This window comes from Pseudomonas sp. NFR16 (genome assembly GCF_900108875.1).
Classification (GTDB): Bacteria; Pseudomonadota; Gammaproteobacteria; order Pseudomonadales; family Pseudomonadaceae; genus Aquipseudomonas.
The window spans coordinates 1,654,596-1,676,025 of sequence record NZ_FNYJ01000001.1 but is presented as its reverse complement, the minus strand read 5'-3'; the positions used below and the strand labels follow the sequence as shown (position 1 = coordinate 1,676,025).

At 62.7% G+C, this 21,430-nt stretch carries 18 protein-coding genes; 7 read left to right on the top strand and 11 right to left on the bottom strand.

The window, feature by feature from the left end; translation table 11 throughout:
- The first annotated feature begins 206 nt into the window (after positions 1-206).
- Positions 207-1,223, top strand: a complete 1,017-nt coding sequence (locus BMZ10_RS07460; RefSeq protein WP_093459348.1) for an HTH-type transcriptional regulator GntR — start codon at positions 207-209, stop codon at positions 1,221-1,223.
- A 266-nt stretch (positions 1,224-1,489) separates the two neighbouring features.
- On the opposite strand, the gene BMZ10_RS07455 is transcribed toward BMZ10_RS07460, so the two are convergent.
- The 5 genes from BMZ10_RS07455 to glcD form a co-directional block, all read right to left on the bottom strand.
- Positions 1,490-3,667, bottom strand: a complete 2,178-nt coding sequence (locus BMZ10_RS07455; protein ID WP_093459347.1) for a malate synthase G — start codon at positions 3,665-3,667, stop codon at positions 1,490-1,492.
- A gap of 141 nt (positions 3,668-3,808) precedes the next feature.
- Entirely contained in the window at positions 3,809-4,216 is a 408-nt protein-coding gene (locus BMZ10_RS07450; RefSeq protein ID WP_093459346.1) for a heme-binding protein, read from the bottom strand.
- A 49-nt stretch (positions 4,217-4,265) separates the two neighbouring features.
- On the bottom strand, positions 4,266-5,489 hold the full coding sequence (glcF, locus tag BMZ10_RS07445; RefSeq protein WP_093459345.1) for a glycolate oxidase subunit GlcF: 1,224 nt from the start codon (positions 5,487-5,489) through the stop codon (positions 4,266-4,268).
- Between the two features lie 2 nt (positions 5,490-5,491).
- Complete coding sequence (glcE, locus tag BMZ10_RS07440; RefSeq protein WP_093459344.1) at positions 5,492-6,589, bottom strand: glycolate oxidase subunit GlcE; 1,098 nt, start codon at positions 6,587-6,589, stop codon at positions 5,492-5,494.
- Positions 6,589-8,088: a glycolate oxidase subunit GlcD gene (gene glcD, locus BMZ10_RS07435; protein ID WP_093459343.1), complete on the bottom strand. Its 1,500-nt coding sequence runs from the start codon at positions 8,086-8,088 to the stop codon at positions 6,589-6,591. Before glcD ends, glcE begins: the two co-directional genes overlap by 1 nt.
- 299 nt (positions 8,089-8,387) lie before the next feature.
- Between glcD and glcC the strand changes: the two genes are divergently transcribed.
- The 3 genes from glcC (at position 8,388) to hppD (ending at position 11,093) form a co-directional block, all read left to right on the top strand.
- Positions 8,388-9,161, top strand: a complete 774-nt coding sequence (glcC, locus tag BMZ10_RS07430) for a transcriptional regulator GlcC (protein ID WP_093459342.1) — start codon at positions 8,388-8,390, stop codon at positions 9,159-9,161.
- Between the two features lie 80 nt (positions 9,162-9,241).
- Positions 9,242-9,874, top strand: coding sequence for a maleylacetoacetate isomerase (maiA, locus tag BMZ10_RS07425; RefSeq protein WP_093459341.1), 633 nt, complete (start codon positions 9,242-9,244; stop codon positions 9,872-9,874).
- Between the two features lie 142 nt (positions 9,875-10,016).
- Positions 10,017-11,093 (top strand): 4-hydroxyphenylpyruvate dioxygenase, encoded by a 1,077-nt coding sequence (gene hppD, locus BMZ10_RS07420; RefSeq protein WP_093459340.1) that lies wholly within the window; start codon positions 10,017-10,019, stop codon positions 11,091-11,093.
- Positions 11,094-11,194: 101 nt separating this feature from the next.
- Here the strand turns inward: hppD and BMZ10_RS07415 are convergent, their stop codons facing one another.
- Positions 11,195-11,986 (bottom strand): IclR family transcriptional regulator, encoded by a 792-nt coding sequence (locus BMZ10_RS07415; protein WP_093459339.1) that lies wholly within the window; start codon positions 11,984-11,986, stop codon positions 11,195-11,197.
- 110 nt (positions 11,987-12,096) lie between these two features.
- On the opposite strand from BMZ10_RS07415, the gene hmgA reads away from it, so the two are divergent.
- Together hmgA and fahA are read left to right on the top strand one after the other, a co-directional pair.
- A complete protein-coding gene (gene hmgA, locus BMZ10_RS07410; protein ID WP_093459338.1) occupies positions 12,097-13,413 on the top strand; it encodes a homogentisate 1,2-dioxygenase in 1,317 nt (438 codons plus the stop codon).
- The gene (gene fahA / locus BMZ10_RS07405) at positions 13,410-14,708 is read left to right on the top strand and encodes a fumarylacetoacetase (RefSeq protein WP_093459337.1); all 1,299 of its coding nucleotides are present in this window, start codon (positions 13,410-13,412) and stop codon (positions 14,706-14,708) included. Before hmgA ends, fahA begins: the two co-directional genes overlap by 4 nt.
- 160 nt (positions 14,709-14,868) lie before the next feature.
- Here fahA and BMZ10_RS07400 read toward each other — a convergent pair whose 3' ends face one another.
- From BMZ10_RS07400 to BMZ10_RS07385, 4 genes are all read right to left on the bottom strand, one after another.
- A complete protein-coding gene (locus BMZ10_RS07400; protein WP_093459336.1) occupies positions 14,869-16,338 on the bottom strand; it encodes an N-acyl-D-amino-acid deacylase family protein in 1,470 nt (489 codons plus the stop codon).
- Positions 16,339-16,341: 3 nt separating this feature from the next.
- Positions 16,342-17,202, bottom strand: coding sequence for a MurR/RpiR family transcriptional regulator (locus BMZ10_RS07395; protein ID WP_093459335.1), 861 nt, complete (start codon positions 17,200-17,202; stop codon positions 16,342-16,344).
- A complete protein-coding gene (locus BMZ10_RS07390; protein ID WP_093459334.1) occupies positions 17,203-18,552 on the bottom strand; it encodes a GntT/GntP/DsdX family permease in 1,350 nt (449 codons plus the stop codon).
- A 392-nt stretch (positions 18,553-18,944) separates the two neighbouring features.
- A complete protein-coding gene (locus BMZ10_RS07385) occupies positions 18,945-19,925 on the bottom strand; it encodes a GlxA family transcriptional regulator (protein WP_093459333.1) in 981 nt (326 codons plus the stop codon).
- Positions 19,926-20,072: 147 nt separating this feature from the next.
- Between BMZ10_RS07385 and BMZ10_RS07380 the strand changes: the two genes are divergently transcribed.
- Complete coding sequence (locus tag BMZ10_RS07380; protein WP_093459332.1) at positions 20,073-20,750, top strand: DJ-1/PfpI family protein; 678 nt, start codon at positions 20,073-20,075, stop codon at positions 20,748-20,750.
- On the opposite strand, the gene BMZ10_RS07375 is transcribed toward BMZ10_RS07380, so the two are convergent.
- Positions 20,747-21,373, bottom strand: coding sequence for a TetR/AcrR family transcriptional regulator (locus BMZ10_RS07375; RefSeq protein ID WP_093459331.1), 627 nt, complete (start codon positions 21,371-21,373; stop codon positions 20,747-20,749). The two genes, BMZ10_RS07380 and BMZ10_RS07375, sit on opposite strands and share 4 nt — an antisense overlap.
- Positions 21,374-21,430: the final 57 nt, after the last annotated feature.

Sequence of the window (21,430 nt, the reverse complement as noted above, 5' to 3'; positions counted from 1 at the left end):
CTTTGCCGAATGGTGTGCAAGTCCGGCACGTCTGTTTCCGGGTGTAGTCATTGTTATGGGTATCTCGCTGATCCATGAGATGCATCGACCCCAGCCTTTGAAATGGCCGAAGAAAGTTGCGGGCCTCCGTGAGATAGCGCTACCTTAGAGCCCATCTGACACAATCGCAACCCCTTCGGCTTTTCCTTCCAATCAGTTGGCAACGCATGACACGTATTGGTTCCCGCTCCACCGGTCGTCCCACGCTCAACGAAGTCGCCAGACTGGCCGCCGTATCGCCTATCACGGCCTCCAGAGCACTGCGTGGCGTGGCTACGGTGGCGCCGGAACTGGTGGAGAAAGTGCGTGCCGCTGCGCAGAGTCTAGGCTATGTCGCCAACCCTGCCGCCCGCGCATTGGCTTCCTCGCAAAGTCAGTCGGTGGTGGTACTGGTGCCGTCGCTGTCGAACCAGTTGTTCATCGAAACCCTGGAAGCCATTCAGGATGTGTTGCGCCCTCGCGGGCTGGAAGTGGTGATCGGCAACTATCACTACTCGCCCGTGGAAGAAGAAAACCTGCTGCGCAGCCACTTGGCCAACCGGCCTCGGGGCATTCTACTCACCGGATTCGATCGCAGCGTCGCCGCGCAACAGCTGCTCGCTGCCAGTGGTGTGCCCTGCGTGCACATGATGGAACTTGATCCCGAACGTGCGGAACCTTGCGTGGGCTTCTCGCAACAGCAAGCGGGCGCTGAGGCCGCACGCCACTTGCTGAGCCGCGGGCGCCGGCGCCTGGCTTATGTGTCGGCGCAGCTTGATCCACGGGTGATTCAGCGCGGTGCGGGTTTCCGCAGCGCCCTGCTAGAGGAAGGGCTGTACGACGAGACGCTGCAGATGGCTTCGCCGTTGCCTTCGTCGATCGGACTGGGAGGCGAGCTGTTCGCCCGGCTGCTGTCCGAGCATCCGGACGTCGACGGGGTATTTTTCTGTAACGACGACCTGGCTCAGGGCGCGGCGCTGGAAGCGTTGCGTCGCGGCATCAAGGTTCCGCAGCAGGTGTCGCTGATCGGCTTCAACGACCTGCCGGGCTCGGCACACATGGTCCCGCGCCTGACCTCCATCCGCACCCCGCGTGAACAGGTCGGCCAACGCGCCGCGCAATTGCTGCTCGGTCTGCTCGATGGCAATGTGCAGGACGCGCAGGTAGACCTGGGCTTTGAGTTGGTGGTGCGGGAGAGTACCTGACTCTGATCACCTGACCGCCCGGATTTCAAGGGGGGGCACAACTCTGTGGAAGCTTCTGGGGGGGGGGGTACGACGGTGGCGAAAGCGGTGAGTCAGTAACACCGCATCTGATCGTTCCCACGCTCCGCGTGGTAACGCCGCCCTAGACGCTCTGCGTCCAGCCGTGGTGACGCAGCGTCACATGATGCACGCCCACGCAGAGCGTGGGAACGATCATCTAATAAGGCTCTCACCGAATGGCGTCAGTCGGGACGGTTCTATGTCGATCAGGCCTGTTTCTTGAACGCCAGCCTGAATTCGTGCAACAACGGTTCGGTGTAGCCGCTTGGTTGCTCCCGACCCTTGAACACCAGCGCGCACGCGGCCTGGAACGCCACCGACTTGTCGAAGTTCTCGGCCATCGGTTTGTATGCCGCATCCCCCGCATTCTGCTTGTCCACCACTTTGGCCATGCGCTTGAGGGTTTCCAGCGCGTAATGATCGTCGATCACCTTATGGCGCAACCAGTTGGCGATGTGCTGGCTTGAAATACGCAAGGTCGCACGGTCCTCCATCAAGCCGACGTTATGGATGTCCGGCACCTTCGAACAGCCGACGCCTTGCTCGACCCAGCGCACCACGTAACCGAGCAGCCCTTGCGCATTGTTCTCGACTTCTTCGCGGATCTGATCGTCGGTCCATTTTGCTTCCGTCACGACCGGAATGCTCAGCAGATCCAGCAGGATTTCCTCGCTGACGCTGTCCAGATCGACTTTTTCCAGTTCCTGCTGCACGGCTTTCACATCGACCTTGTGGTAATGCAGCGCATGCAGGGTCGCGGCAGTCGGCGAAGGCACCCAGGCGGTTGTCGCGCCGGACTTCGGATGGCCGATCTTCTGCTCCAGCATCTCGGCCATCTGGTCCGGCATCGCCCACATGCCCTTGCCGATCTGCGCCCGACCGCGCAAGCCGCAGGCCAGACCGACCAACACGTTGCTGCGCTCGTACGCCTTGATCCACGGCGTGGCCTTCATGTCGCCTTTGCGCAGCATCGGGCCGGCTTCCATGGAGGTGTGCATCTCGTCGCCGGTGCGATCCAGGAACCCGGTATTGATGAACGCCACCCGCGCCGACGCGGCGTGAATGCACGCCTTGAGGTTGACGCTGGTACGCCGTTCTTCATCCATGATGCCCATTTTCAGGGTGTTGCGCGGAATCTTCAGGACGTCTTCAATGCGTGCAAACAGCTGATCGGCGAAAGCGACTTCGTCCGGACCATGCATCTTCGGCTTGACGATGTACACGCTGCCCGCGCGGGAGTTGCCGCGATTATGCAGATCATGGAGCGCGATCAGGCTGGTGATCACGCCATCGAGAATGCCTTCGGGAATTTCCTTGTTGCCGTCATACACGATTGCCGGGTTGGTCATCAGGTGACCGACGTTGCGGATGAACAGCAGCGAACGGCCGTGCAGCGTGATGTGGCTGCCATCGGCGGCGGTGTATTCGCGGTCGGCATTCAGGCGGCGAGTGAGGGGCTTGCCGCCCTTGACCAGTTCTTCGGTGAGATCGCCCTTCATCAGGCCGAGCCAGTTGCGGTAGATCACCAGCTTGTCGTCGGCGTCCACCGCCGCGACCGAGTCTTCACAGTCGATGATGGTCGACAGCGCGGCTTCGAGCAGCAGGTCCTTGATGCCTGCCGCGTCGGTGCTGCCGATGGCGCTGGCGGGGTCAATCTGGATCTCGATGTGCAGGCCGTGATTCTTCAGCAGAATGGCGGTCGGCTGCCGCGGCTCGCCCTGATATCCGACGTACTTTTCCGGTTGCGCCAGTCGCGACTGGCTGCCGTCGGCGAGAGTCACCAGCAGCTCGCCACTGTCGACGGCATAGGCCTGGGCCTGAACGTGAGAACCGGACGCCAGTGGCGCGGCTTCATCGAGCAGAGCGCGGGCAAAGGCAATGACCTTGGCGCCGCGCAGCGGATTGTAACCGGCCTTGATCTCGGCGCCGTTGGCGCTGGAAATCGCGTCGGTGCCGTACAACGCGTCATACAGCGAACCCCAGCGCGCATTCGCGGCGTTCAGGGCATAGCGGGCATTGGCTGCGGGCACCACGAGCTGCGGACCGGCCTGTTCGCTGACCTCGATGTCGACTTTGCTGGTGGTGGCCTTGACCTCGGCGGGCACCGGCTGCAAGTAGCCGATGGAGTCGAGAAAGGCGATGTACGCGGGCATGTCGGTGACCGGGCCCGGATTGGATTTATGCCACTTGTCCAGTTGCGCCTGAATGCGCTCGCGCTCGGCCAGCAACTCACGGTTGATCGGAGCGAGGTCATGCACCAGCGAATCGAAATCGGCCCAGAACACGTCCGGGTTCAGCCCTGTTCCGGGAAGCACGTCCTCGTCGACGAAGCGTTTCAGATTGGCCGCAACCTTGAGGTTGTGGCAGTTGACGAATTCGGTCATCTCGGGCTCTCCATCATGAATTGTGTGTCATGCGACCCTGTAGGCGTGAGCTTGCTCGCGATCGCAATCTGTTTGTAAAAAGGGTGTCTGGTCCACCCCTGTCGCGAGCAAGCTCACTCCTACAGAAGTTATCTGTTGCTGTTAACCGGCATTGACCGCAGCAACCCCGGCCTTGGCGACCTGCGCATCCTGATCGGCCTTGACGCCGGAAACGCCCACCGCGCCAACGGTTTCGCCCGCAACGATGACCGGCACGCCACCTTCCAGCGATGTCAGCAGCGGGGCCGTGACGAAGGCCGTGCGGCCACCGTTGACCATTTCTTCGTAGCCTTTGGATTCGCGTCGGCCAAGCGCAGCGGTGCGGGCTTTTTCGATGGCAATGTAGCCACCGATCGGCGCGCAGCCGTCCAGACGCTCGAAGCCCAGCAAATGGCCGCCGTCGTCGGTCACAGCGATGGCAACCGCCCAGCCGTTGTCCTGTGCCTCGGCGCGCGCCGCGGCAAGGATCTGGGTGACTTCGGTCTGGGTCAGTACGGATTTGGTTTTCATGCAGCTCTCCTGAGCAAGAACGGGGTGAGAGGGTCGAGGCTGCGCGCGATCAGGTTCGATGCAGCGCGTCCTCGATGAGTTCGATCCAGTGTTTGACGGGTGTCCGGCCGGCACCGGCCAAGTGGGTCTGGCAGCCGATGTTGGCGGTCGCGATAACGTCCGGGCTGCCGCTTTCCAGGGCATTCATCTTGTTGTCGCGCAGCCGTTTCGACAATTCGGGCTGGGTGATCGAGTACGTCCCGGCCGAGCCACAGCATAAGTGACTGTCGGGCACGGCGGTCAGATTGAAACCCAGCCGGGTAAGCACCGCTTCCACGGCGCCCCCCAGTTTTTGCGCATGCTGCAACGTGCACGGACAGTGGAAAGCGAGTTTCTGGCTGGTGCAGGCGCCAAGGTTTTCCAGCGGCTCGGCCCGCATGATTTCAACCAGATCCTTGGTCAGCGCGCTGACCCGGGCGGCTTTCTCGGCGTATGCCGGGTCGTCACGCAACAAGTGCCCATAGTCTTTGACGAACGCCCCGCAACCGCTGGCCGTCTGCACGATCGCTTCGGCACCGGCCTGCACGGCGGGCCACCACGCATCAATGTTCCGACGCGCGCGCTGCAGGCCTTGCTCCTGGGCATTGAGGTGGTAATCCACCGCGCCGCAGCAACCCGCCTGGGCGACGGATTTCACGGTGATACCCAGCCGATCCAGCACCCGCGCCGTGGCAGCGTTGGTGTTGGGGGACAGGCCTGGTTGCACGCAGCCTTCCAGGATCAGCATCTGCCTTGGATGTTGCCGTGTCGGGCGCAACCCGGGGGCGCGAAGGTGGTCCGGCAGCTTGTCCTTCAGGCGGTTCGGCAGCAGCGGGCGAAACGAATTACCCATCTGCGTCAGCGCCTTGAACAGCCCGGCATTGGGCACCACCGCGCGCAGGCTTTCTCGCAGCACGCGCTGACCCATCGGGCGCGGCACGGCTGCATCGACTACCGCCCGGCCGATGTCCAGCAGGTTGTGATAGTCGACGCCGGACGGGCAGGTGGTTTCGCAGTTGCGGCAGGACAGGCAACGGTCCAGGTGCAACTGGGTTTTTTCAGTGACTTCCTTGCCCTCCAGCACTTGCTTGATCAAGTAGATCCGGCCGCGTGGGCCGTCGAGTTCATCGCCCAGCAGTTGATAGGTCGGGCAGGTGGCGTTGCAGAATCCGCAGTGCACGCAGCTGCGCAGGATGCTCTCGGCTTCTTCGCCACGGGGCAGGCTTTTGGCGTATTCGCTCAGGGTCGTCTGCATGATCAGATCTCCGCGTACATTCGGCCGGGGTTGAATATCCCGTGCGGATCGAGTTGCGCCTTGAGCTGGCGGTGATAGCGCAGAAGCGGCTCCGCCAGAGGCTGGAAGGGGCTGTCGTCCAGGCCATGGCTGTAGCAGACGGCGTGACCGCCCACTGCGCTGACGATGCGTCGGATGTCTTCGCCGCCCGCGTCGGATTTCAGCCAGCGTTGTGCGCCGCCCCAATCGATCAGCTGCTCGCCCGGTACGGCCAGCAGCGCGGTGTGGGTGGGCAGCGAAAGGCGCCATAACGGTCGGCCGTCGGTGAAGAAATCCAGCCGGTGGGCGTTCAGGTCTCGCCAGTAAGCCGGGTCGATCGACTCGCCGCCGAGACGATCATGGGCGGCGGCCACCGAACCTTCACCACCTTCAAGGCGCAACCGCAGCACCCGTCCATCATGGCTTGCGGCGCTGATCGGCAACGGCTGCTGCCCCCATTCGGCGAGGCGGGCGAGGGCGCGTGCGCTGTCCATTTCCAGCGCAATGCTGGTGCACAGGCGCGGCTTGGGCAGGACTTTCAGCGAGACTTCGGTGATCAGCCCAAGGCAGCCAAAGCTGCCCGCCATCAGGCGCGACAGATCATAGCCTGCGACGTTTTTCATCACTTCCCCGCCGAATTTCAGGTGCTTGCCCAGGCCGGTGATCACTCGCGTGCCCAAGACGAAGTCGCGCACCGAGCCCGCCCATGGGCGCCGCGGCCCGGAGAGCCCGGCTGCAATCATCCCGCCGACTGTGGCGTCGCCGATGCCGCTGTCGCTGTAGGTCGGGGGTTCGCACGGGAGCATCTGCCCGGCCTCGTCGAGCGCGGCGTTCAGTTCGCTGAGCGGGGTGCCGGCGCGTGCGGTGATCACCAGCTCCGTCGGGTCATAGGTGACGATGCCGCGATGCGCGCGGGTGTCGAGCACCTCGCCGGCCACCTCGCGGCCGAGGAACGCCTTGCTGTTCGCGCCCTGGATGCGCAGCGGCAAGCTGAGGTCGATGGCCTGTCTGACTTGCTCCAGCAACGCGTCGCTGGCATCGCGGTCCGGCGTGCGGGCCTGTGGTTGGCGTTCGGCACTCATCAGAAACGCTCCAGTTCAGGGAAGGGCAGCTTGCCCATGTGCACGTGCATTGCGCCGAACTCCGCACAGCGATGGAGCGTCGGAATGTTCTTGCCGGGATTGAGCATGCCACTGGGGTCGAACGCCGCTTTAACGGCGTGGAACAGGGTCAGTTCGTCGCTGTTGAACTGCGCGCACATCTGATTGATTTTCTCTCGCCCGACACCATGCTCACCGGTGATGCTGCCGCCGACTTTGACGCACAGTTCCAGAATTTTCCCGCCCAACGCTTCGGCGCGGTCTAGTTCGCCCGCCTGGTTGGCATCGAACAGAATCAGCGGGTGCATATTGCCGTCGCCGGCGTGGAACACGTTCGCCACGCGCAGGCCGTACTCTTCGGACAGCGCGGAGATGCCCTTCAATACGCCCGGCAACTCCCGACGTGGAATGGTCCCGTCCATGCAGTAATAGTCCGGCGACAATCGGCCCACCGCAGGAAACGCATTTTTCCGGCCCGCCCAGAAACGCACGCGCTCGGCCTCGTCCTTCGCCTGCCGCACCTCGGTGGCGCCGGCCTTTTGCAGGACCGCGCGGACGCGGTCGCAATCGTCGTGAACGTCGGCTTCGACACCGTCCAGTTCGCACAGCAGAATCGCTTCTGCGTCCACCGGGTAGCCTGCGTGGATGAAGTCTTCGGCGGCGCGGATGGCCAGGTTGTCCATCATTTCCAGACCACCGGGGATGATGCCCTCTGCGATGATGTCGGCCACCGCGCGACCGGCTTTTTCAACCGAATCGAATGCCGCCAGCAGCACGCGGGCCACCTGCGGCTTGGGCAACAGTTTGACGGTCACTTCGGTGATGACCCCGAGCATGCCTTCTGAACCTGTGAACAGCGCCAGCAGGTCGAAGCCCGGCGAGTCGAGCGCATCCGACCCGAGCACCATGCGTTCGCCTTCGACGGTGAGGATGTCGACCTTGAGCAGGTTATGCACGGTCAGGCCATATTTCAGGCAATGCACGCCGCCGGCGTTTTCAGCGACATTGCCACCGATCGAGCAGGCGATCTGCGAGGACGGGTCGGGCGCGTAATAAAGGTCGGAAGGCGCGGCGGCCTGAGAAATCGCCAGATTGCGCACGCCCGGCTGCACGCGGGCAAAGCGTCCTGCCGGGTCGATGTGCAGAATTTTGTTGAAGCGTGCCATGACCAGCAGCACGCCTTTCTCCAGTGGCAGGGCACCGCCGGATAATCCCGTGCCGGCACCGCGTGCGACCACCGGAACGCCGCGCTCGTGGCAGACCTTGAGCAGCGTCTGCACTTGCTCGACGCGCTCGGGAAGCGCTACCAGCATCGGCGTGGTGCGATAAGCCGAAAGCCCGTCGCATTCGTAGGGCCGCAGTTCTTCCTCTCGGTGAAGGAGGTCCATGTCGGGCAGTCGCGTCTGCAGTGCTTGCAGCAGCTGCGCCTTGTCGATGGCAGGCAACGCGCCATCGACGCGTTCGTCGTACAGAATATTCATGATGGGTTCGCAACCCCGTCTTGTTTTTATTTGAGGCCTGTTCTGATGCAGAACGTTTCCACGGCTGACTTGCATCATTGGCCTTGCGATCGCTACTGTCCATGTCAGAACGCACTGGTCGAACCAGTTTTTCTGGGCGTTTGCACCGTTTTATTTTGAAAAGATCATGCAAATCAGTCGGATAGGTCGTTAAGGATTTTGCAGATATTTGTTCGATGCTGCTGGTCATACCAGTGATCTTGGCTGCGGCCAGTTAGTTTTGCAGCGCTGGGGTCCGGTCGTCATGCAGGGAGAGAGGGATGGAAGGCAGTACCAGCACCCGCGCGCCTCAAGTGGCCGATGTCGTCAGTGAGCGCATCGAGCGGTTGATTGTGGATGGCGTGCTCAAGGTCGGTGAGCTGTTACCGTCCGAGCGTCGTCTGACCGAAAAACTGGGGGTTTCCCGAACCGCGCTGCGTGAGGGCCTCAAGCTGCTCCGTGCCCGCGGCATCATCGAAACGCAGCAGGGCAAGGGCTCGTTCGTCGCGCAGATGGGCGGGCTGGGCCTGAGTGCGTCTTCACCGCTGATGCACTTGTTCGCCTCACAACCGCGCACGCTCTACGACCTGTTCGAGGTGCGAAGCCTGCTGGAGGGCGAATCGGCGCGGCTGGCGGCCTTGCGCGGCACTGACGCCGATTTTGTGCTGATTACGCGCGCCTATGACGCGCTGGTGCAGGCCCATGGCCACACGCTCTCGGCGTCCGAACACGCGCGGCTGGATCACGCATTCCATCTGGCGATCTGCGAGGCATCGCACAACCCGGTGCTGGTCCAGACGTTGCGCTCGCTCACCGATCTGTTGCTCAACACGGTATTTGCCTCGGTCAACAACCTCTACCACCGTGAAGCGCAGAAACGCCAGATCGACCGGCACCATGCGCGGCTTTACAACGCCGTCACCGGACGCTTGCCGGAACAGGCGCGCAAGGCCGCCGTCGCGCACATTCAGAGCATCTGCGACAACCTGCGGGAGATCGAAAACGAGGAGCAGCGGCTGGTCCGCGCGACTTTGCGACTGGAGGGCTGGACCTGACCTTGACAGCCGCAGGCCAATGTCGCAATTTACGCAATGCGTAAACGGTTTACGACAATAACAACAAGACAGGCCTTCCCGTGGATCTCTTCACTTACTACCGATCTACCTCCAGCTACAGGGTGCGTATCGCCCTGGCGCTGAAGGGGCTCGAAGTCACCGCGATTCCGGTCAATCTGATCCGGGACGGCGGCGAGCACCACGAGCCGGAATATCTGGCAATCAATCCGCAAGGCCGCGTGCCCGCCCTCAGGCTCGACAGCGGTCAGGTTGTCATCCAGTCCATGGCAATCATCGAATACCTTGAAGAACACTCACCGGAACCTGCGTTGTTGCCGACTGACCTTCTGGCCCGGGCACGGCATCGCGAGGTCGCCGCGCTGATCGGCTGTGACATTCATCCCTTGCACAACGTGGCGGTGCTCAACCGGCTGCGCGGTCTGGGGCATGATGAAGGGGATGTCGGCGCGTGGATCGGGCACTGGATCACTCAGGGTTTCGCTGCCGTCGAAGCCTTGATCGACGATGAAGGCTTCTGTTTCGGCCAGGTCGGCCTGGCAGATGCGTACCTGCTGCCGCAGCTGTACGCCGCCCGACGTTTCAATGTCGACCTGAGCGCCTTCCCGCGCATCTGTCGGGTGGAAGCGCTGGCGTTGCAGCATCCGGCTTTTCAGCAAGCCCATCCTGATGCGCAATCGGACAAGCCGGAGTAACCTTTCCTACATGAAAATCTTCGGTCTGCAGTTGATATTCGGCGACTTCCTCGCCCGCAGTGTACGGGGAATTTCCTGTGCGCCTCCCGCTGAACGGTAATGCCCGCCGTTGTGCATTCCACTTTTCAGCAGGAGCAAGACCGTGACCGATCTCTACGAAAACCCGATGGGCCTGATGGGCTTCGAATTCATCGAATTTGCCTCGCCGGTTCCAGATGTCCTTGAGCCCGTGTTTCAGATGATGGGCTTTACCAAGGTCGCCCATCACCGATCCAAGAACGTGGCGCTGTACCGTCAGGGCGCCATCAACATCATCCTCAACAATGAACCTCACAGCGAAGCGTCCTACTTCGCTGCCGAGCACGGTCCTTCCCTGTGCGGGATGGCATTCCGGGTCAAGGATTCGCAGCAGGCCTACAAACGTGCGCTGGAGCTCGGCGCTCAACCGGTTGAAATCGCAACCGGCCCGATGGAGCTGCGATTGCCGGCCATCAAGGGCATCGGCGGCGCGCCGCTGTACCTGATCGACCGCTTCGGCGAGGGCACGTCCATCTACGACATCGACTTCGTGTTCATCGAAGGTGTCGATCGTCATCCCGCGGGTGCAGGGCTGCAATTCATCGATCACCTGACCCACAACGTCTATCGCGGTCGCATGGCGTATTGGGCGAATTTCTACGAGAAGCTGTTCAATTTCCGGGAGATTCGTTACTTCGATATCAAAGGCGAGTACACCGGTCTGACGTCCAAGGCGATGACGGCGCCGGACGGCATGATTCGCATCCCGCTCAATGAGGAATCCTCCAAAGGGGCCGGGCAGATCGAAGAATTCCTGATGAAGTTCAACGGCGAAGGCATTCAGCACGTGGCCTTTTTCACCGAAGACCTGATCGACACCTGGGATCGGCTCAAAGCGCTGGGCATGCGGTTCATGACCGCGCCGCCGGACACTTACTACGAAATGCTCGAAGGCCGTCTGCCGAACCACGGCGAGCCCGAGCACGAGCTCAAGGCGCGGGGCATCCTGCTCGACGGGAACGCGGAAGGCGGCAATCGGCGCCTGCTGCTGCAGATCTTTTCGGAAACGCTGATGGGGCCGGTATTCTTCGAATTCATTCAGCGCAAAGGCGACGACGGCTTTGGCGAGGGCAATTTCAAGGCGCTGTTCGAATCGATCGAGCGCGACCAGTTGCGACGTGGGGTTTTGACGGCGGATTGATCACCTGATTGCTCGGCTCGCGCCGGTGGTGACTGACAGGACGTCTGCGCTGCACCGCCGCCGAGGCCGGGCTCATTCCGGCACGTTTGATCCGACAGCGCTCAGAGCTTCGGCATGTCACCGCCCATCCGGGCGCTGATTGCCCGGGCGGTCTTCAGCAGCTGCTGCGCCGCCAGCGCCTGACGTTCGCCGGTGAGCACCGATGCCGAACCCACCACCGTCACCACGCCCATCAACTTGCTGCCCATGGCGAACACCGGCGATGACACAGCGTTGACGCCCGCCATGAGCAGGCCATGAATCTGATGCACGCCGGTGCTGCGGATTTCTTCGATATGGCGGTCGATGTCCTTCAGCTGTTTTGCGTTCAGTGCAGCCGCTTCCGCTTGCCTGAGCGCTGCCGTTTCGGCGGGGGAGAGAAAGGTGTCGAACACCAGACCTGTCGAGGAACCGAGCAGCGGCAGGACCGAGCCGATCTGCGTGACCAGCGTCACCGCGCCCAGCGATTGCTCAACATACACAACCGTGGGGCCTTTGTTGCCCCACACCGCGAGGAAGCACGTTTCATTGAGCCCGTCACGCAGTGCACTGAGTTCGGGTGCAGCAATCTTCAGCACGTCCAGTTGGCTTAGCGCAGCAAGGCCAACCTGCAACGCCGAGCGGCCCAGACGATAGTGGTTGGTCACCGGGTCCTGCTCGGCAAAGCCGCTGTCGACCAGCGCCTGCAAATACCGATGCACCTTGCTGGCGGGCATGCCCACGTATTCGGCGAGCCTGGACAACGAGGTGGCGGGCGCGAGTTCGGCCAGCGCCTTGAGAATGCCGACGCCGACTTCGGCAGACTGCACTTTCTGTTGGCGCGGGCCTGCGGGGCTTGCGGATTGTTCAGTCATGAGCGGGGCGTGCGCCGGTCTGGAAAGGCTGCTTTATAGCTTGACCGTCCGGCAAACTCAAATTACGTTATGCGTAATCCGCTTACGTAAAATAAAAACAAGAGGTCGAGATGTTCACAGCACCTGTGTCCGACGCTTTGAAGTATCAATCCGGCTTCGGCAATCAGTTCAGCAGCGAGGCTTTGCCCGGCGGCTTGCCGACAGGGCAGAACTCGCCGCAGCGCCATCCGCTCGGACTCTACGCCGAGCAATTCTCGGGCACGGCGTTCACGGTGCCCCGCGCGGAAGCCCGACGGACCTGGCTCTACCGTATCGCGCCGTCGGCGGCTCATCCACGTTACTGCCGGCTGGAGCGGCAGATTCGTGGTCAGGAGCAGGGCCCTGTCACGCCCAATCGCCTGCGCTGGAACGCGTTCGACATTCCCGCCACGCCTGCCGATTTCATCGACGGCCTTATCGCGCTGGCCCGCACTTCGTCCGCCGATCAGGCCGATGGCGTCAGCGTGTACGTATACGCCGCCAACCAGTCCATGCAGCGGGCTTTTTTCAACGCTGACGGTGAATGGCTGGTCGTCCCGCAGCAGGGTCGCTTGCGTATCGTCACCGAACTGGGCGTGCTCGACGTCGAGCCTCAGGAGATCGCCGTTCTGCCTCGCGGGTTGAAATTCTGTGTCCAGTTGCTCGACGGGTCGGCGCGGGGCTATGTCTGCGAAAACCATGGTTGTGCGCTGCGGCTGCCGGATCTTGGGCCGATCGGCAGCAATGGCCTGGCCAATCCTCGGGATTTTCAGGTGCCGGTGGCGCAGTTCGAAGACAGCACCCGGCCTACCTTACTGGTGCAGAAGTTTCTCGGTGAACTGTGGTCGACTACGCTGACGCATTCACCTTTCGACGTCGTCGCCTGGCACGGAAACAACGTGCCGTACAAATACGACCTGCGCCGGTTCAACACCCTCGGCACTGTCAGCTACGACCATCCGGACCCGTCGATTTTCACGGTGCTGACCTCGCCGGGTGCGGTCCATGGTCAGGCCAACGTCGATTTCGTGATCTTCCCGCCGCGCTGGATGGTTGCCGAAAAAACCTTCCGGCCACCGTGGTTTCACCGCAATCTGATGAATGAATTCATGGGCCTCATCGACGGCGCCTACGACGCCAAGGCGCAAGGCTTCATGCCTGGCGGCGCGTCCCTGCACAACTGCATGAGTGCTCACGGGCCCGACAATGCCAGCGCTGAAAAGGCCATCGCCGCCGACCTCAAACCGCACAAGATCGAACAGACCATGGCGTTCATGTTCGAGACCGGCCGCGTCCTGCGTCCCAGCCGACAGGCTCTCGAGTGCCCGCAGCTGCAGAGCGATTACGACGCGTGTTGGGACGGCATTGCCCGAACCTTCAAACCCTTCGATATGGACAGCCCACGATGAGCATTCCCACACACCCGCGCAGTTGGGTAACGAGCGCCAACGATCACCCGGATTTCCCGCTGCAAAACCTGCCGTTCGGGGTGTTCAGCCAGGCGAATTCGAACCGGCGCGGCGGCGTCGCCATTGGCGACTTCATCTTCGACCTTCAGGCGGCACTGGATGCCAGCCTGTTCCAAGGGGCCGCGCGTCTGGCGGCCGAGGCCGCGAGTCGCGCTCAGCTCAATGATTTTTTTGCGCTCGGTGCGTCAGCGCGACAGGCCCTGCGCAACGAACTGCTTCATCTGCTGGACGAAGCGAATCCCCAGCGTGAGCGCCTGCAAACCATGGGCGAGCGATTGCTGCTGCCAATGAGCGAGTGTCGGATGCACCTGCCTGCGCAGGTCGGCGATTACACCGACTTTTATGTCGGTATTCATCACGCGACGAACGTTGGCAAGCTGTTCCGCCCCGACAATCCATTGTTGCCGAACTACAAGTATGTGCCGATCGCCTATCACGGTCGTGCTTCGACGTTGTGCGTATCGGGCACGCCCGTCAGACGCCCGAATGGTCAGACCCTGGCACCGGGCGCAGACCAGCCGACCTTCGGACCAAGCAAGCGGCTGGATTACGAACTGGAAGTCGGGGTCTGGATGGGCCCGGGCAATGCGCAGGGCGAAGCCATCGGGATTGCCGATGCAGGCCGGCACATTGCGGGTTTCTGCCTGCTCAACGATTGGTCGGCGCGGGATCTGCAGGCGTGGGAGTACCAGCCGCTGGGACCCTTTCTGTCCAAGAGTTTCGCCACCAGCATTTCCCCGTGGGTGGTGACCGCCGAGGCGCTTGCGCCGTTTCGCAGCGCTCAGCCCGTACGGGCCGCAGGCGATCCGCAGCCGCTGGCGTACCTGCTCGACGCACAGGATCAGCAGAGCGGCGCGCTGGACATCGAGCTTGAGGTGCTGCTCGCAACGGCAACCATGCGCGAGCAGGGCGTCGCACCGGTTCGTCTGGCGCTGAGCAATACCTTGAACATGTACTGGACCGTGGCGCAGATGGTCGCGCACCACAGTGTCAACGGTTGTACTCTGCAACCTGGTGATCTGTTCGGCACCGGCACATTGTCCGGCCCACAGGCGGGACAGTTCGGAAGCCTGCTGGAAATGACCGAAGGGGGAAAACAGGAAGTGCAACTGCCGGGCGGCGAGACCCGCAGGTTTCTCGAGGCAGGCGACGAGGTGATCCTCAAAGCGCGCTGCCGCAGAGACGGCGAAGTGAGCATCGGCTTCGGCGAATGCCGAGGCGTGATCGTGGGTTGATGGCTCGCTGAATCAATCGGCCGCATTGCGATGCTTCGCGCCCACAGGTCGATGGCGTTTGAGCTGGAACGCCCGGTTGATCCGGGCTTGCAGGCAGATCGCGTCTTCTCTGTGGGATGTTCATCACGAGCAGGTAATAGCGGCCAAGTCAGGGTCCGAGTCAGGTTCGGGGCTGTCCGAACCCTGACACCAGTGAGCCGCTGCGGGGCAGAAAACGCCCGTGTCGCTCACCTTGCGGCTGGCCGTTCGCGTAGCTCAGGCGGCCATTGACCCAAACCCCGTCGATTCCTTGCGCAGCACGCTTGGGCTCCTTGAAGTCGGCGACATCCTGCACGGTTTCGGCATCGAACAGCACCAGATCGGCCCAATAACCCTCCCTCACGAAGCCACGCTCATGCAGGCCAAAGCGGGTGGCGGTCAGGCCGGTCATCTTGTGCACGGCAGTGTGCAGCGCAAACAGCCCGAGATCGCGACTGAAATGCCCTAACACCCGAGGAAAGGCGCCCCACAGACGCGGGTGCGGAAACGGATCCTCAGGCAGCCCGTCGGAGCCGATCATCGACAGCGGATGTTTCATGATGCGCTGGACGTCCTGTTCGTCCATGCCGTAGTACACCGCGCCCGCCGGTTGCAACTGGCGCGCGGCGTCCAGCAGGGACAGGCCCCAGTCTGCGGCGATGTCCTTCAGATCGCGGCCGCCCTGATCCGGGTGCGGCGTGGACCAGGTGATGGTGATGCGGAAAGCGTCGGTCACCTGCTTGAGGTCAAGCGTCGAAGAGCTGGCCGCGTAGGGGTAGCAATCGCAACCGACCGGGTGATTCCGCGCGGCGTTCTCCAGCGCGGCCAGCAGTTGTGGGCTTCGCCCCCAGTTGCCGGCGCCCGCGCATTTCAGGTGGGAGATCACCACAGGCGATTGCGCGTGCCGGCCGATATCGAACGCTTCATCCATCGCCTCCAGCACCGGCTCGAACTCGCTGCGCAAATGCGTGGTGTAGACCGCGCCAAACGCGGTCAGCTCTTCGGCCAGCTGCTTGACCTCGTCCGTGTCCGCCGCGTTGGCCGATGCGTAGGCCAGACCGGTGGAAAGCCCCAGCGCGCCGTGTTCCAGGCTGTCGCGCAGTTGCTCGCGCATGGCGCCGATCTCCTCGGGGCGCGCCGTGCGCAACAGCTCGTCCAGGTGATTGCTGCGCAGCGCCGTATGGCCGATCAAGGCGGCGACATTGACTGCAGGTCGCGCCTTGTCGACCGCCGCGCGATAGTCGCTGAAGCGCGGGTAGACGAACGCGCTTGCCGGGCCCAGCAGATTCATCGGATCAGGCGGATCGCCCGCCAGCGTCACGGGTGATGCGCTGATGCCGCAGTTGCCGACGATCACGGTCGTCACGCCCTGGGTGATCTTCGGCAACATGTCCGGCTGGCGGATAACCACCGTATCGTCGTGGGTGTGCACGTCGATGAAACCGGGCGCCAATACTCGACCCGCCGCATTGATTTCTTCGTTCGCCGAGACATCGCTCAGCTCGCCGATGCGCTGGATGCGGCCTTCGCGAATCGCCACATCGGCGCGGTAACCCGGCGTGTCGCTGCCGTCGATCACCAGCGCGTCGCGAATGATCAGATCGTAAAGCATGGTTCAGTCTCCAAGCGGCAGGCCGTCGTCACCGCCGCGGTAGTCATCGAGCGCCAGTTTGATCCGGCGCAGGCGTTCCTGATTGTCATCCGGGGCCGTGAGCGCGAGTTCCGTGGCAAGCACATCGATGGTCAGCAGCAGGCCGTAACGCGCCGCCGTGGGTTTATAGATGAAGTTGGTTTCGGCAATCTGCAGCGGCAGCAACACATCGGCGAGTTCCGCCAGGGGTGAGCCGGGCAGGGTGATCGCCAGGACCTTCGCGCCATAGCTGCGCGCCAGCCGCGTGGCATCGAGCAACTCGGGCGTACGTCCGCTGAGCGAGCAGACGATAAGGCTGTGATCCGGGCCGAGGGTCGCGGCGATCAGGCGCATCATCACCGGATCGCGGCTGGCGGCAATGGGGTAACCCAGGCGCACCAGACGGGTCTGCAGTTCTTCGCTGCACAGGCTGGAAGCACCCCCCATGCCGAAGCTGTGGATCATGCGTGCGGGCGTCAGCAGGGCGACCGCCGCCTTGAAACGCGCCTCGTCAAAGCCCGCCAGATGCTGACGCAGGGTCGACTCGATGTCCCCGACGATCCGGGTGAAGAACGCCGATTGCTCCGGCGCCTGCTCCGGCTTGAGAAAGCGGCTGCCAACGCCGCTGGCCTGGGCCAGTTGCAGACGCAGGTCACGCAGATCCTTGCAGCCCACCGTGCGGGCGAAGCGCGACAGCGTGGCGCTGCTCACTTCGGCGCGGGCGGCGAGTTCGTCCAGGCTGGCGCTGGCGCAGAAGGCAACATCGCTGAGAATCAGCCGGGCGATGCGACCTTCGCCGGCGCTGAAGGAGTCCTGGCGGGCGCGGATCTGGTAAAGAATGTCCACTCAGAGCACCTGCGCCAGCCCGAGGGTCAGGGCGAAGGCGATCACCGAAATGAGCGTTTCCAGCACTGTCCAGGTTTTGAAGGTCTGCGCCACGGTCATGTTGAAATACTCCTTGATCAGCCAGAAACCGCCGTCATTGACGTGGGAGAAGATCACTGAACCCGCGCCGGTGGCCAGCACCAGCAGTTCAGGGTGCGGATACTCCAGGCCCAGCGCAACCGGTGCGACGATCCCTGATGCCGTGGTCATGGCCACCGTGGCCGAACCTGTCGCGACGCGCATCAGCGCTGCGAACAGCCAGCCCATCAGCAGCGGCGAGAGGTGAAAGTCCTGAGCCAGACCGACGATTTCCTGGGTCACCCCGCTGTCGACAAGAATCCGGTTCAGCCCGCCACCTGCGCCGACCAGAAGCGTGATGCTCGCCGTTGGAGCGAGGCATTCCTGAGTGAATCTGAGGATCGCGTCGCGGTTGAAGCCTTGGGCGATGCCCAGTGTCCAGAAGCTTAGCAAGGTGGCCAGCAACAGGGCGATGACCGAGTTGCCGATGAAGGCCAGGAAACTGTTGAACGCGCTGCCGGGCGTCGAGATCAGATTGGCCCAGCCGCCCAGCAGCATCAGAACGACCGGCAGCAGGATGGTCGCCATGGTGATGGCAAAGCCGGGCAGCTGTTCGCGTGGCTCGCGTTCGAGGAATTGTCTGGCGAGCGGGTTTTCCACGGGCAAGTGAATGCGCGGCACGATGAAGCGCGCGTAGATGGGGCCGGCGATGATCGCGGTGGGAATGCCGATGAGAATGGCATAAAACAGCGTCTGGCCCACCGACGCCTGATACGCCTGGACGGCCAGCATTGCCGCCGGGTGCGGCGGCACCAGCGCATGCACCACCGACAGGCCGGCGACCATTGGCAGGCCGACCATCAGAATCGACACGCCGACCCGACGGGCGACGGTAAATGCGATCGGCACCAGCAGCACGAAGCCGACTTCGAAAAACAGCGGCAGGCCGACCAGAAAGGCAATGCAGACCATTGCCCAGTGCGCGTTTCGCTCACCAAAACGGTCGATCAGCGTTCGGGCCACCCGTTCGGCGCCCCCGGATTCGGCCATCATCTTGCCCAGCATGGTGCCCAGCGCCACGACCAGCGCAATGTGGCCCAGGGTTTTACCGACGCCGCCCTCGTAAGAGGCGACCACGGCATTGGCGGGCATCCCCGCCACCAGTGCCAGGCCCACGGAAACCAGGGTGATGACGACGAATGGATTGAGCCGGAAGCGCGCGATGAGGACGATCAGCGCAATGATCGCGACAGCGGCGTAGGCCAACAGAGACAGGCCGGTAGAAGGGGGCATGCAACGGTTCCTTGCTGAGAAGAGGGGATGTCAGGCCTGGCACCGGCGGCGTTCTGGCGCGGCGATTTCAGGCGTTGAAAAAACGCTCGGCAGTAGATGTTGCAAAGGCTCACAGGGCGAGAAAAGGGCAAAGCTGAGACGATCACAGGCAGGCATTATTGTTATCTCTGGTTTCGTGATGAAAATTAAATTACACGAAAAACGATAAAGATATCAATTTATGAAAATTAATTTCTTGCGCGACCACTGCTGACGGACGCAAGCCGCTGCGCACGGGGCCGGCCTGATTGCCAGGGTTACGATTGGCAGCGCGGCGATGCACATGTCTGTAACCGGCGATGACGCCAAGGGCGTGAATTCATTCGTGAAGAATGTCCCTGCGGGCAGACGCGTCACCTTGCGCTGAAGCGTTCCCGATAGGCTTGAGGGGTGACGGACACTGCGCGCATGAAGCTGCGGCGTAAGGTCTCTTCGCTGCCGAAGCCGCAACGATCGGCGATGCGTTTGATCGGCATCGCACTGTCGCCGAGCAAGCGCCTGGCGGCCTCCACGCGCAGTTGCTCAATGGCCCGCGCCGGGGTGTTGCCGGTGTGGGCGCGGTAGTGGCGCACGAAGCTGCGTTCGCTCATGCCGACTTGTGCGGCGAGGGTAGGCACCGACAGATCGCTGGCCAGGTTATCGAGGATCCAGGCGTGCAGATCGCCAAACCGACTGTCCTGACTGCGCGTGGCGTGTTGCATCGACAGCGCGGTGCTGAACTGCGACTGACCGCCCGGCCGCTTGAGGAACACCACCAGATCCCGGGCCACCGCCAGTGCCACGGCGCGGCCCAGGTCCGCTTCCACCATCGCCAGTGCCAGGTCGATACCGGCCGTGACGCCTGCTGATGTCCAGAGTTTGCCCCGATTGATGAAAATCGGTTCCGGGTCGACCTGCAACTGTGGATAGCGCTCGGCGAGCCTTGCGCAGCTATCCCAGTGAGTGACCACCCGCTGTCCGTCGATCACGCCCGCCTCGGCAAGCATGAATGTGCCGGTGCACACCGAGGCTACGCGCCGGGCGCCGGCAGCCTGAGCGCGCACCCACTGCAACAGGCGCTGATCCGTCAGGGCCGTGTGCACGCCCTTGCCTCCGGCGACGATCAGCGTGTCGGATGCCGTTTCCGGCAGCGGATCCGTGAGCAGGCCGAGCCCGGATGAGGACACCACGCTGCCGTCCTGAGCGGCGACGACGCGCGGGGAGTAATGCGCCGTCTGGCCGTTTTCCTGCAGCTGCACGTTCGCCGACGCAAAGACCTGCAAGGGGCCGGTGACGTCCAGCAGTTGAACATTGGGAAAGGCCAGAATGTGCACCGGTCTTGATGGCTCGGGCATGGCAAACTCGCTATGGCGTGGCGTGAAATGTGGGTGATATGGCGTATCCGCCAGAGCGTATCTGGCTACAGTGGGCTCGTCCACCCATCAGCGGAAGTCGCGTCTTTTTCGGGTGACGCCTGCGCTCATCCATTCAGGAGAAACTCCATGACATTGCACATCGGTCTGCTGGTGTTCCCGAAGGTCCAGCAACTGGATCTCACTGGCCCTTATGAAGTGTTCGCCACGATGCCGGGTGTCACCGTGCATCTGGTGTGGAAAAACCTTGAACCATTGCAGTCCAGCACCGGGCTGACGCTGGTGCCCACCCGCACGTTCGCCGATTGCCCGGATCTGGACGTGATCTGCATCCCGGGCGGGGTCGGTATCGATGCCTTGCTGGAAGACGCCGAGACGCTGGCTTTCATCAAGGCGCAAGCCACGACCGCGCAATACGTCACGTCGGTCTGCACTGGTGCCTTGGTGCTGGGCGCTGCCGGCCTGCTGCAGGGCAAACGCGCCACCACGCATTGGGCGTCTCATTCGTTGCTTGAGTCGTTTGGCGCGATCCCGGTCAAGGAGCGGGTCGTGCGCGATGGCAATCTGATGACTGGCGGCGGCGTGACGGCGGGTATCGACTTTGCCCTGACCCTGATCGCAGAGATCTTCGATCCGGAAAAATCCCAGGTCATTCAGCTGCAACTGGAGTACGCCCCTGCGCCGCCGTTTGACTCCGGCCGTCCCGAAACCGCGCCAGCCCATGTCCTGGCTGTCGCCAGTGAGCGCGCCTCAGCGGGGTTGCTGGCCCGTCGGCAGATCGTCGAGCGTGTGTTGGCCAGCCGTTAAGCGCAAGGGCTGGCGGGCAGTTCGTACCAGCAGAGGAAGAGGTCCAGCGCCGACTCGACCACGGCCTCCTGCTTTTCAGGCGTCAGCATGGGCTCGTTGAGCGTCACCTGCGGCCAGAAGGCAAACGCTTTGAGCAAGGCGTGAATCTGCGAGGCGGCAAAACCCGGTTCGACGGCTTTCAAGCGGCCGTCCTGCTGGGCGCCGCGCACCCAGACTGTGAAGGTTTCCTCGCGCTGGTTGAGCCGGTTGACCCACGCCTGCGCGCGCTCGGGAGAATGTATCGTCGCGCCGATGGCCACGCGCGCCAGGTCGAGAAAATTGCTGTCGCCCAGAAGTGCCATCTTGGCGTTGAGCAAGTCGCGCAATTGCGCCCGCAACGGGACACCCGGCCGATAGGCAGCATCGGGCTGAGCCGCGGCACTGGCCCACAGACGGTGAAGCATCTCGGAAAAAAGCTCTTCCTTGCTCGGGAAGTGGTTGTACACCGTGCGTTTGGACACCTCGGCGCGGGCCGCGATGCGGTCCATGCTGGTGACCTCGAAACCGTTGTCGCGGAATTCGGCAATCGCTGCCTGCACGATAGATTCACGTTTTCGGTCGGTCAGTCGCAAGGGGGCGGTCATGGCTTCGCTTCTAAGAGGTTGTGCAGGGGCCGTACTGGCAAAGCACCCCAGCAATAA